The organism is Aminobacter sp. P4_H6_2, assembly GCF_056400805.1.
The window spans coordinates 1-12082 of the sequence record NZ_JBFUKO010000105.1; the positions used below are offsets into that span (position 1 = coordinate 1).

The 12082-nt window shown below is 62.0% G+C and carries 10 protein-coding genes; 1 reads left to right on the top strand and 9 read right to left on the bottom strand.

Features of this window, described 5'->3' with window-relative positions; translation table 11 throughout:
- Positions 1–442 precede the first annotated feature (442 nt).
- The gene (locus tag AC1DUU_RS10930) at positions 443–1018 is read left to right on the top strand and encodes a dihydrofolate reductase family protein (protein ID WP_476783443.1); all 576 of its coding nucleotides are present in this window, start codon (positions 443–445) and stop codon (positions 1016–1018) included.
- Positions 1019–1131: 113 nt separating this feature from the next.
- Here the strand turns inward: AC1DUU_RS10930 and AC1DUU_RS10935 are convergent, their stop codons facing one another.
- The 9 genes from AC1DUU_RS10935 to AC1DUU_RS10975 form a co-directional block, all read right to left on the bottom strand.
- Positions 1132–1515 carry a VOC family protein gene (locus AC1DUU_RS10935; RefSeq protein ID WP_476783444.1) on the bottom strand — a complete coding sequence of 128 codons (384 nt, stop codon included), beginning with the start codon at positions 1513–1515 and terminating at the stop codon, positions 1132–1134.
- 411 nt (positions 1516–1926) lie between these two features.
- Positions 1927–2472 (bottom strand): adenine phosphoribosyltransferase, encoded by a 546-nt coding sequence (locus tag AC1DUU_RS10940; protein WP_476783445.1) that lies wholly within the window; start codon positions 2470–2472, stop codon positions 1927–1929.
- A gap of 142 nt (positions 2473–2614) precedes the next feature.
- Positions 2615–3475, bottom strand: coding sequence for a cytochrome c1 (locus tag AC1DUU_RS10945; RefSeq protein ID WP_476783446.1), 861 nt, complete (start codon positions 3473–3475; stop codon positions 2615–2617).
- A gap of 26 nt (positions 3476–3501) precedes the next feature.
- Complete coding sequence (locus AC1DUU_RS10950) at positions 3502–4803, bottom strand: cytochrome b (RefSeq protein WP_476783447.1); 1302 nt, start codon at positions 4801–4803, stop codon at positions 3502–3504.
- Positions 4804–4820: 17 nt separating this feature from the next.
- Entirely contained in the window at positions 4821–5384 is a 564-nt protein-coding gene (gene petA / locus AC1DUU_RS10955) for a ubiquinol-cytochrome c reductase iron-sulfur subunit (RefSeq protein ID WP_476783448.1), read from the bottom strand.
- 323 nt (positions 5385–5707) lie between these two features.
- Complete coding sequence (locus tag AC1DUU_RS10960) at positions 5708–6019, bottom strand: DUF6665 family protein (protein ID WP_476783449.1); 312 nt, start codon at positions 6017–6019, stop codon at positions 5708–5710.
- A gap of 9 nt (positions 6020–6028) precedes the next feature.
- Positions 6029–7897: an ABC transporter ATP-binding protein gene (locus AC1DUU_RS10965; RefSeq protein ID WP_476783450.1), complete on the bottom strand. Its 1869-nt coding sequence runs from the start codon at positions 7895–7897 to the stop codon at positions 6029–6031.
- Complete coding sequence (locus tag AC1DUU_RS10970; RefSeq protein ID WP_476783451.1) at positions 7897–9774, bottom strand: ABC transporter ATP-binding protein; 1878 nt, start codon at positions 9772–9774, stop codon at positions 7897–7899. Before AC1DUU_RS10970 ends, AC1DUU_RS10965 begins: the two co-directional genes overlap by 1 nt.
- Before the next feature lie 325 nt (positions 9775–10099).
- Positions 10100–11980 carry an ABC transporter ATP-binding protein gene (locus AC1DUU_RS10975; protein ID WP_476783452.1) on the bottom strand — a complete coding sequence of 627 codons (1881 nt, stop codon included), beginning with the start codon at positions 11978–11980 and terminating at the stop codon, positions 10100–10102.
- Positions 11981–12082 lie beyond the last annotated feature (102 nt).

The following is a 12082-nucleotide window of genomic DNA, read 5'->3' on the forward strand; positions in this document are numbered from 1 at the left end:
GTAGTTCGGGAAGCGGGGCGCGAGGCCGAGCCGTCCGATAGTTAGTATGTGGCGCGACGTTCGCGCCCCGCTCGGTGTTCTTGCCCCGCTCAGTCGCCTCGGCTTTCACCGCCAGCCGCCGCAAGGCCCGGGCTTGGGGGCTCATCACCCAGCAGGAGCACCGACCTCCTGCCAGCCCGGCACCGGCCCGAGCCCGGTGCGCACCGGGGTCCCGTGGAAGATCGCGAGGTCAATGATACGGGAGGTTTTCGGGGCGTGGAAAAACCGGCGCGGCTATCCACGGTCGATGCTGACAGATGCTGACGTTTGGCAGCAGTCATTAAACCATTCGGTTGATTATTTGCTTGCGCATATTACATTCAACCATATGGCTGAATGACAACTCGAAGTCTCAGCCCGGCGCCGATCGCGGACCGGCTGACCAAACGATATGGAGATTGCAATGCGCAAGCTGATTGCTGGAATGAAGATCTCTGTCGACGGCAAGATCGAGGGACCGGAAGGCATGGCGGATTGGGTCGAGGCCTGGTCCGACGACTATGGCGTCATGGCGCAAGTGGACGCCTGCCTGCTTGGCGGCGACATGTACCCCGGCTACGAGCGCTATTGGACGGCGATACAGAATGAGCCGGGCAATCCCGCCTGGATCACGGGCACAGCACCGACACCGGCCGAACTCGACTGGGCCCAGTTCATCAAAAAGACCCCGCATTACGTGCTGTCGAACAGCCTGGCTTCGACGCTTTGGCCGAACACGAGATTCGTTCGAACTCTCGAAGACGTCGCAGCCCTGAAGCGCCTGCCCGGCAAGGACATCTATCTGGTCGGCGGCGCCCGAACCACTGCGAGCTTGATCGATGCCGGGCTGGTCGATGAGTTGCGCCTGATCGTCTATCCGCTCGTCGCCGGCGATGGCAAGGCGCTCTTTGCCGCCACAGAGCGCCGCCACGGCCTTGAGCTGCAGAAGGTCGAACAGCTCACCAACGGGCGCCTGAGCCTGATCTATGGGATTGGCTAGCGGCTCTGCACCGCAAGGGCGTGACCAACGACGGTTGGTGGTCCTGCCCCTCGCGCACCTCGACAAAAAACAAAGGGCGTGGAGACATTCTCCACGCCTGACAGCCGCGGAGGCTACCCGTTGTAGACTACAGAAACCTTGTTTCCAGATGGATCGCGCATGTAGGCGGCGTACCACGTAGGTCCATAGTGTGGACGTGGGTTAGGTGCACCTTCATCGGCTCCACCGTTGGCCATGGCAGCTTCATAAAAAGCATCCACTTCCACAGGGGATTTGACCATAAATCCGACCATGGAGCCATTTCCAGCGCTGGCCGGTTCGCCGTTGAAAGGCTTGCTGACCCACAAGACAAAACCCTTGCCTGTTCCACCTTCAGAGTAAGCGCRCCAGCCTGGAAATTCCGTATGCTTGCTCCATCCAATGGTCGCCAATGTCGCATCATAGAAGGAATTCGACTGGGCGGATTCCAATGCACCCACAGTCACATAAACGCTCATAATCTCCCCTTTCTCCGGTGGCAGGATCGTGAGAGTTCATACTGCATACTCAGAACATAACAAGAACAAATATTGCAGCAACGCTGTTCCCGTCGCATTAGTGCATCGGCCCGGAAATCGGAAACGATTTCGGAAAGCACGACGCGCAGATTCAATAACTTAAAGCGTCCTTTGCGCATCCCAAAAGACGCGCGGCGCTCTAATTGGGCAGACCGTGTCACAACATCCAGTGATGTCGCGTCGTGACCAGGGTGTCAGCTTCCATACGTGTATTTATCGTGGCTTGGATAATCCTGAAGCTTGGCCTTGAGGTGACTGGCCACCTCCGGGACGATCCAGGAATTCCTCAGTCGACATCCCTCCCAAGAGACGTGGAGGCATTCTCCACGCCTGGGCAACCACAGAGCCCCCTCAGTGGCCTTCGAAGGCTATCAGCGTGCGCACGTCGACGCCGAGCGCTTCGAGCTTCTTGCGGCCGCCAAGGTCGGGCAGATCGACGATGAAGCAGGCAGCGACGATGTCGGCACCGATCTGGCGCAGAAGCTTGACCGCGGCCTCGGCGGTGCCTCCGGTGGCGATCAGGTCGTCGACGAGGATGACCTTTTCGCCGACAGCGATGGCGTCCTTGTGCATCTCCATCTCGTCGAGGCCGTATTCCAGGCTGTAGGCGATGCGCACCGTCTCGTGCGGCAGCTTGCCCTTCTTGCGGATCGGCACGAAGCCGGCCGACATCTGGTGCGCGATGGCGCCGCCCAGGATGAAGCCTCGCGCCTCGATGCCGGCGACCTGGTCGATCTTGGCACCGGCATAGGGATGGACGAGCTCGTCGATGGTGCGGCGGAAAGCGCGCGCATTGCCGAGCAGCGTGGTGATGTCGCGGAACATCACGCCGGGCCTGGGGTAATCGGGAATGTTCCGGATGGTGGCAAGCAGCGTCTGTTCAAGAGAGGTATTCATCGGCGGGGGCTCCGTTGCCAACGGCGCAGCACATCCTTTCCCGGACGCTCTAGCACCGTGCACTGGCAGTTTTGACGGGTCGGGCGGCAAAAGAAAAGGGCGCCTTGCGAGCGCCCTTCGATTCCGTATCGGCTAGGCCGGATCAGTGCGGGACGTTGGCCCAGACCTTGCGCTTGGTGGCGTAGACGAGGCCGGCAAACAGCACCAGGAAGATCATAACAGCGAAGCCGGTCTGCTTACGTGCCTCGAGATGCGGCTCGGCGGCCCACATCAGGAAGGCCGAGACGTCCCTGGAATACTGCTCGACCGTCTCGGGCGAACCGTCCTCGTAGGTCACCTGGCCGTCGGAAAGCGGCTTGGCCATGGCCAGCGACTTGCCGCCGATGAAGAACGGGTTGTAGTGCGTGCCCTCGGCGACTTCCATGCCGGCCGGCGGCTGCTCGTCATAGCCGGTCAAAAGCGCGTGGATGTAGTCCGGACCGTTCGACGCATACTGGGTGAAGATGTCGAACACGAAGGTCGGGAAACCACGCTCGACGCCGCGCGCCTTGGCGATCAGCGAGAAGTCGGGCGGAGCAGCGCCATTGTTGGCGGCGGCCGCAGCAATCGAATTGGGGAAAGGCGACGGGAAGTGATCGCCAGGCAGAGCCTTGCGGGTGAACATCTCGCCATCGCCGTTCGGGCCGTCCTGCACTTCGTACTCGGCGGCGAAGGCCTTGACCTGCGCTTCGGAGTAACCGAGGTCCGAAAGCGTGCGGAACGCCACCAGGTTCATCGAGTGACAGGCCGAGCACACTTCCTTGTAGATCTTCAGGCCGCGCTGGAGCTGGCCCTTGTCGTAGGTGCCGAATGGGCCGGCGAAAGTCCAGTCCATCTGCTTGGGCTTGTGGATCGGGAAGTGCGTCGGCTCAGCCGCATTATGCGCTTCCTGAGCCAGCGCCACGCCGGCGGTGCCGGCGAGCACGAAGCCGATGGCAGCCAGACCGTTGAGAATCTTTTTCATTCCAAAATCCCTCTCAGATTCTCGGTTCAGCCGCGGGTCTCGGGTGCAGCGGTTGCACCAGCCGGATGAGCGGAGCCGCCCTTGTTCTTCTCGAGCACTGCTTCGGTGATCGAGTTGGGCAAGCGGCGCGGCGTCTCGATTAGGCCAAGAACCGGCATGATGACCAGGAAGAATGCGAAGTAGTAGAGCGTAGCGATCTGCGACATGATCACATAGGAGCCTTCGGCGGGACGCGAGCCGAGCCAGCCCAGGAAGATCGCGTTGATGACGAAGATCCAGAAGAACAGCTTGTACCAGGGACGGTAGACAGCCGAACGGACCTTCGAGGTGTCGAGCCACGGCACGACGAACAGCACCGCGATCGAACCGAACATGGCGAGCACGCCACCGAGCTTGGAGTCGATCGGCCCGATGTTGAAGGTGATGGCGCGCAGGATCGCGTAGAACGGCAGGTAATACCATTCCGGAACGATGTGCGCCGGCGTCTTCAGCGAGTCGGCCATGATGTAGTTGTCGGGATGGCCGAGGAAGTTGGGGATGTAGAAGACGAAGTAGGCGAACACGGCCAGGAACACGACCATGGCGAAACCATCCTTGATGGTCGCATAGGGCGTGAAGGCGACGGTGTCGGTCTTCGACTTGACTTCGATGCCGGTCGGGTTGGACTGGCCGGTGACGTGCAGCGCCCAGACGTGGAGGACCACGACGCCGGCGATCATGAACGGCAGCAGGTAGTGCAGCGCAAAGAAGCGGTTCAGCGTCGGATTGTCGACGGCAAAGCCACCAAGCAGCAGTTCCTGGATCCAGGTTCCGACCAACGGTATGGCGGTGAAGAAGCCGGTGATGACGGTCGCGCCCCAGAAGGACATCTGACCCCAAGGCAGAACGTAGCCCATGAAGCCGGTCGCCATCATCAGCAGGTAAATGATGCAGCCCAGGATCCAAAGCAGCTCACGCGGCGCCTTGTAGGAGCCGTAGTAGAGACCGCGCATAATGTGGATGTAGACGGCGATGAAGAAGAACGACGCACCGTTGGAGTGCATGTAGCGGAGCAGCCAACCGGAGTTGACGTCGCGCATGATCTTTTCGACCGACTGGAAAGCCAGCGTCGTGTCGTTGGCGTAGTGCATCGCCAGAACCACGCCGGTGAGGATCTGCGCCACCAGCATGATCGAAAGGATGCCGCCGAAGGTGTAGGCGTAATTCAGATTACGCGGAACCGGGTAGGAGACGAATGAATCGTGCACCAGCCGCGGCAGCGGCATACGCGCATCGATCCAGCGGCCAATGCCGGTTTTTGGCGAATAGGTCGAGTGTCCACCGCTCATGGAATTATGCCCCCTGCTCAGCCTATCCGAAGCTTCGTGTCGGAAATGAACTGGAAATTCGGAATATGAAGGTTTTCAGGCGCCGGTCCTTTGCGGATGCGGCCCGCCGTGTCGTAGTGGGAGCCGTGGCACGGGCAGAACCAGCCACCGAAATCACCCTGCTGACCGAGCGGCACGCAACCCAGATGGGTGCAGACGCCGACCATGACCAGCCAGTTTTCCTTGTCCTTGCCGGCCGTACGGTCGATGTCGGTCGCCTGGGCGTCGGCTGCGATATTGGCGTTGCGCGCGACCGGATCCTTGAGCTCGGCCATCGGCACTTCCTGTGCGGCCTTGATCTCTTCGGGGGTGCGGTTGCGGATGAACACCGGCTTGCCGCGCCACTTGACCGTCAGCGACATGCCAGGCGTGAGCGACGAGACGTCAACCTCGATCGAGGAAGCTGCAAGCGTCGAGGCGTCCGGGCGCATCTGATCGATGAAGGGCCAGGCCACGGCACCAGCGCCAACGGCACCTGCCATGGCGGTAGCGACGTAAAGAAAATCGCGGCGATTGGGCTCGCTCGTATCGGTTGCGCTCACGGGACCTGATCCTTTTGCCTCAATTCCAACCGGAGGCTGAGCAATTGTCCCCGCTCAACGATGCACGCCCGACAGCGCATGGCAACCAGGCTAGCGAATTCCTCCGGCATTTGGACTTCGGTTTATGCGTGAAGGCTCTTTTTGTCCAGACGCGACAAGGCACATGGGCAGATTGTCGCGGGGATGACGCAAGGCGGTGGAAAACCTTGGTTAAAGTGCGGGTTCCGGCGGGTTTGCGGGTATTTTAGAGGCCTCCGCAATGCCAACGCTTCGACGGTAACCGGCGTGGCTGGCTCTTGCGCAAGAAAAGGATCGCTCGACGGTCAGGCCGCGCCGAGTCGCACCAGCACATCGCGTGGGATGGCGTAGGTGCGGATCGCATCATCATGGCTTCGCAGACCGCACAGTTCGCGCTGGATGAAATAGGCGTAGACGGCATCGGCCGCTGCCTTGAGCAGGACACGGCGCTGGTCGGCGTCGCCGCCATGCGCGTTGAGCTTGGCCATGGCTTCGCCGACCCGGTCCCCGGCGCGGCCGAGCGCGGCCGCCTTCTCGCCGAGCAACTCGTAATCGAGCACGTTGAGCGTTTGCTCGGAGCGGTTCGAGAGTATGGATGGCGGGCGCACCGACGACATGATGCGATCCTACTCCGCCGCGAGCCGATCGGCCAGAAAGCCGCCGGACTGGCGCTTCCACAATTGCGCGTAGAGCCCGCCCTTGGCGATCAGCGCGTCATGACTGCCTTCCTCGACGATGCGGCCCTCGTCGATGACGATGAGCCGGTCGAGTGCTGCGATGGTCGACAGCCGGTGGGCTATGGCAATGACTGTCTTGCCCTCCATCAGCCTGTCGAGATTGTCCTGGATCGCTGCCTCGACCTCACTGTCGAGGGCCGAGGTCGCCTCGTCGAGGATCAGGATCGGCGCGTCCTTGAGCATCATGCGGGCAATCGCCACGCGTTGGCGCTGGCCGCCCGACAGCTTGACGCCACGCTCGCCGACATGGGCGTCGTAGCCGCGCCGGCCGCGCGGATCGGCAACGTCGACGATGAAGTCGTGAGCGGCGGCGCGCCGGGCGGCATCGACGATCTCGGCTTGCGACGCCCCTGCCCGGCCATAGCCGATATTGTCGGATATCGAACGGTGCATCAGCATCGCATCCTGGCTGACGACGCCGAACTGGGCGCGCAGCGATGCCTGGGTGATCTCGCGCACATCATGTCCGTCGATCAGGATCCGGCCTTTTTCGACATCGAACAGGCGCAGCGCCAGGTTGACGATGGTGGTCTTGCCGGCACCCGAGGGGCCAACGAGCGCGACACGCTCGCCCGGGCGGATATGCAAATTGAGGTTTTCGATGACGCCGCCGCCCTTGCCGTAATGGAAGGAGACGTTTTCGAAGACGATATCGCCCTTGGCGCGCGGCAGCACGAACGCATCGGCGGCATCGCGGATCGCCGGGCGCACCGAGATGGTGCGGGTGGCGTCCTGCACGGTGGCGTAGTTGCGGACCAGGCCGTTGATGTTGAACATCATCCAGCCCGACATCTGGTTGAGCCGGAAGACGAGACCGAGCGCGGCTGCAATCGCACCTGTCGAGATCGACCCTTGCGTCCAGTTGACGAGGCAGATGGCGGCGACCGCAGCCATCATTATGCCGTTGAGCAGGGCGACCGCCGAGCGCACCGTGGTGATGGCGCGGGTCAGCCTGATCACCGAGGCGAGGAAGCTTTCGAGCCCGTCGCGGACATAGGCGTGCTCGCGCCGGCCGCTGTCGAACAGCTTGACCGCCATGATGTTGGTGAAGGCATCGACCAGGCGACCGTTGAAGATCGAGCGCTGGTCGGCGGTGGCCCGGCCCGCGCGGCGCATCTCTGGAAGCAGGAAATAGATGATTGCGGCGTAACCGGCGAACCAGATTGCGACCACCACCCCCAACAGYGGGTCGAGCGACACGAGGATCGTCACCGACAGCACGACGAAGGTGAGGAAGCCCCACATCGTCTGCAGCATGTTGACGATGAAATCGCCGACGGCCTCGCCGCCCTGCATGATCTTGGTGGCGATGCGGCCGGCGAAATCGTTCTGRTAGAAATCATAGGGCTGTTCGATGACGCGCCGGAACGACTGCCAGCGCACCATGGAGAAGAAGCCGGGCACGACGATCTGCTGCTCGACGATGGCCGAGCCTATGATGATGACGGCGCGGACCACGAGGATCAGCACAAGCAGTCCGGCAAGTGCGGGCCAGTGGTCGACGAACAGCCGCTGCGGGCTGGTGGAATCGAGCAGATCGATGAGCCAGCCGACGGACCAGTAGAGTGCCGCATCGACCGCGCCGGCGAGAAAGCCGGTGATGAGCAAAAGGATGAACGGCCCCTTCGCCTGCCTGGCGAAGTAGAGGATGAAGGCCCAGGCGTTTTCCGGCAGCACCTCGCGGTCGGTGTCCTGGAACGGGTCGATGGCGCCTTCGAAGCGGCCCCAGAATTTTTGCTGGAAGGGATCTTCGCTCATCACGCCGGCCTCGATTCGTCGAGCACGCTGTCTTCATGAAACAGGAAGCCGCCGGACTGGCGCTTCCACAGCCGGGCATAAAGCCCGTCGAGCGCTAGAAGCTCGTCATGGGTGCCTTGCTCGGCGATGCCGCCCTGGTCGAGCACGATCAGGCGGTCGAGCGCGGCGATAGTGGACAGACGGTGCGCGATCGCCAGCACGGTCTTGTCGGCCATCAGCGCATGCAGGTTTTCCTGGATCGCGGCTTCGATGTCGGAATCGAGTGCCRAGGTCGCCTCGTCGAGGATCAGGATCGGCGCGTCCTTGAGAAAGACGCGCGCGATCGCCACGCGCTGGCGCTGGCCGCCCGACAGCTTGACGCCGCGCTCACCGACAAAGGCGTCGTAACCGGTGCGGCCGCGATTGTCCTCAAGCGTGCCGATGAACTCATGTGCCTCGGCCTTGCGGGCAGCGGAGATGACCTCGGCGTCGGTGGCGTCGGGTTTGCCGAGCTTGATGTTGTCGCGCAGCGAACGGTGGAACAGGGCCGTGTCCTGGCTGACCACGCCGATGGAGCCACGCAACGAGTTCTGGGTGACGGTCGAGATGTCCTGGCCGTCGATGAGGATGCGCCCACCCTCAAGGTCGTAAAGGCGCAGGATCAGATTGGCGAGCGTGGTCTTGCCGGCACCGGAGGGGCCGACGATGCCGACCTTCTCGCCCGGCTTGACGACAAGGTCGATGCCGCCGAGCACGCCACCGCCCTTGCCATAGTGGAAGACGACATGGTCGACATGGATCTCGCCGCCCCTGACCACCAGTTCGACAGCACCTGGCTTGTCGGTCAGGCCGAGCGGCTGCGAGATCAGCGCTTTCGAGTTCTCCAGCACGCCGAGGTTCCTCAAGATGCCGTTGAGCTGCATCATGAGCCGGCCAAGGAGCATGTTGAGGCGCAACACCAGAGAGAGCGTGAAGGCGACAGCACCGACCGTGATCGCGCCTTCGATCCACAGATGGATCGAAAACCAGGCAATCGCGGTGATCATGACGCCCGACAGCGCCGTCAGCGCCAGGCGGACGCCGGTCAGCCGGCGCGTGAACGGGCGCAGCGCATTGAGATAGATGTCGAAGCCCGAGCGGATGTAGCGGTCGTCGCCATCGTCGGCGAACAGCTTCAGCGTCTGCACGTTAGAATAGGAATCGACGATGCGGCCGTTGATCATCGAGCCTGCCTCGGCAGTCGCCTCGGCATGCTTGCGGATCGACGGCAGGTAGTGATTGGCAAGCAGCCCGAAGGCGACGATCCAGACGACGACGAGGCCGGCGAGCCGCCAGTCGAGCCCCGCGACCACGGCAAGCGTGGTGATCGTGTAGACCAGCATGAACCAGACGACCTCGATGAAGCTTTCCATCAGGTCGCCGGTCGCTTGCCCTGCCTGCCAGACTTTTGTGGCGATGCGGCCGGCGAAGTCGTTCTGGAAGAAGGAGTAGGACTGGCGCGAGACATGGCGATGGGCCTGCCAGCGCACCAGGTTGTAAAAACCCGGCGTGATGGTCTGTTCGTCGACAAGTGCTGAGAGCCCGACGACGATGGTGCGGATCACCAGGACGGTGATGGCCATGAACAGCACTTCGGGGCCGGCGACGTCCCACAGCGCCGCCCAGCTGCGGTCGGTGGGCAGRYCGTCAAGGATATCGACGAGGCGACCGACAAAATAGAAAAGCCCCGCTTCAACCAGCGGCGCGATGCCGCCGATGACCAGCATGGCGAAGAAGGCGAATTTCGCCTGGCCGACATAGTGCCATAGAAAACCCCAGACGGTGGCCGGGGGCCGGRGTTCTGCCGGCTCCCGAAACGGATAGACCCAACTTTCGAACCACTTGTAGATTCTATTCATGAGCACTCTGGGCTATCTCGCGGCAACGACTCGCTATTTTCGGATCAACCGGTCCAAGAGGCAACCGCTGCCTGGCAGGAGCCTGCCTGCAACCCAGGCGAATTTCGGGCAACATGTTCACAATGACGTGGGCGAGTTCTTTTGTCAGGGCGTTCACCTGAGATGAGCGGGACCGTAGTTTGGACCGTCGCCGCCTTCCTTGATGTCACGGCACCCCGCCCCCCCAAGATAGCTCGGCTCGAACTTCCAGACTTCCTCTGGGGACGAGCCCTAAATGAAAAAGGCCTCCCGCGTGGGAGGCCTCGATCAGATTTGCCACCCTGCCCTACTCCGCGGCCTGGCCCTTGGCCTCCATGTCGTTGGCCGCTTCACCAGTGATGTCATCGAGCAGGAAGCCGCCCGACTGGCGCTGCCATAGCGAGGCATAGATGCCGCCCTTGGCGACCAGCTCGTCATGCGTGCCCTGTTCGACAATGCGGCCCTTGTCCATGACCACCAGCCTGTCCATCGCCGCGATGGTGGAGAGCCGGTGCGCGATGGCGATGACGGTTTTGCCTTCCATCAACCGGTAGAGGTTTTCCTGGATCGCGGCTTCGACTTCCGAGTCGAGCGCCGAGGTCGCCTCGTCGAGGATCAGGATCGGCGCGTCCTTGAGCATGACGCGGGCGATGGCGATGCGCTGGCGCTGGCCGCCGGAGAGCTTGACGCCACGCTCGCCGACATGGGCCTCAAAACCCTTGCGGCCCTTGGGATCAGATAAGGCTGCAACGAAGTCGATCGCTTCGGCGCGGCGCGCCGCTTCGATCATCATCGCTTCGGTGGCGTCGGGACGACCATAAAGGATGTTGTCGGCAACCGACCGATGCAGCAGCGACGTGTCTTGCGTGACCATGCCGATATGGGCGCGCAGGCTGTCTTGCTGGACGGACGAGATGTCTTGCCCGTCAATGACGATGCGCCCGCCCTCGATGTCGTAGAAGCGCAGCAGAAGGTTGACCAGCGTCGACTTGCCTGCACCGGAACGGCCGACGATGCCGACCTTTTCGCCCGGACGAACCTTGAGGGTCAGGTCTTCGATGACGCCTTTTTTCTTGCCGTAGTGGAAGCGCACATTGTCGAAGAAGATCTCGCCCTTGTCGACGACGATCTCCTTGGCATCGGGCTTGTCTTCGACCAGGCGCGGCATCGAGATCGAGGTGATGCCGTCCTGGACGGTGCCGATGCTCTCAAACAGGCCCGAGACTTCCCACATGATCCATTGCGACATGCCCCAAAGGCGCAGCACCAGGCCAAGCACGACCGCGACCGCGCCGATGGACACCGCACCATTGAGCCACAGCGAGATCGACAGGATGCCGACCGACAGCAAAAGCGTCGAGTTGAGCAAATAGAGCGCGCCATAAAGCGAGGTCACCAGCCGCATCGACCGGTAGACCGTGTCCATGAACAGCGACATGCCTTCTCGCGCAAAGGACGCCTCGCGGCGCGAATGCGAGAACAGCTTGACCGTCTGGATGTTGGTGTAGCTGTCGACGACACGGCCAGTCATTGTCGAGCGCGCGTCTGCCTGCTCTTCGGCGACCTTGCCAAGGCGCGGCACGAAATAGCGCAGCAAGAGTACATAGATGATGAGCCAGACGACCAGCGGTGCAGCCAGCCGGAGGTCGGCGGAACCGACGATGAACAGCACGCCGAGGAAATAGACGATGACGTAATTGAGCACGTCGATGAGCTTGACCACGCATTCGCGCACGGCGAGCGCGGTCTGCATCAGCTTGGTGGCGATGCGGCCGGCGAACTCGTCCTGGTAGAAGCTCATCGATTGCTTGAGCAGGTAGCGGTGCACCTGCCAGCGGATGCGCATGGGATAATTGCCCATCAGCGTCTGCTGGTTGACGAGCGACTGCAGCACCACCATGCCCGGCAGGATGACCATGACGATAAAGGCCATGCCGGCGAGCTTCCAGCCTTCATTCTGCAGGAAGGTCTCGCGGCTCTGCGCCGACAGCCAGTCGACGATGTTGCCGAGAAAGCCGAACATCCACACTTCGGCAAGCGCGATCAGCGAGGTCAGCACGGCCGCGACGACAATGTAGGGCCACGCGCCTTTGGTATAGTGCAGACAAAACGCAATCAGCGTCTTGGGCGGCTCGACCGGCTCTTCGACCGGGAACGGATTCAGTCTGTTTTCAAACCAGCGGAACATATCAGTCTCTCAATTCGGTATGCGGTACGCGGCAAATTCCGCGCGGGACGTATCTTGGAGGCCACTGGCACGGCCTTTATTCGCCGGATCTTTCAGGAGACA

Coding starts and splice junctions, on each gene's coding strand:
- AC1DUU_RS10960 (WP_476783449.1), bottom strand. CDS start 6,019: ATGTCGTCGGTGCGCCCGCCATCCATACTCTCGAACCGCTCCGAGCAA.
- AC1DUU_RS10975 (WP_476783452.1), bottom strand. CDS start 11,980: ATGTTCCGCTGGTTTGAAAACAGACTGAATCCGTTCCCGGTCGAAGAG.
- AC1DUU_RS10950 (WP_476783447.1), bottom strand. CDS start 4,803: ATGAGCGGTGGACACTCGACCTATTCGCCAAAAACCGGCATTGGCCGC.
- AC1DUU_RS10930 (WP_476783443.1), top strand. CDS start 443: ATGCGCAAGCTGATTGCTGGAATGAAGATCTCTGTCGACGGCAAGATC.
- AC1DUU_RS10940 (WP_476783445.1), bottom strand. CDS start 2,472: ATGAATACCTCTCTTGAACAGACGCTGCTTGCCACCATCCGGAACATT.
- AC1DUU_RS10945 (WP_476783446.1), bottom strand. CDS start 3,475: ATGAAAAAGATTCTCAACGGTCTGGCTGCCATCGGCTTCGTGCTCGCC.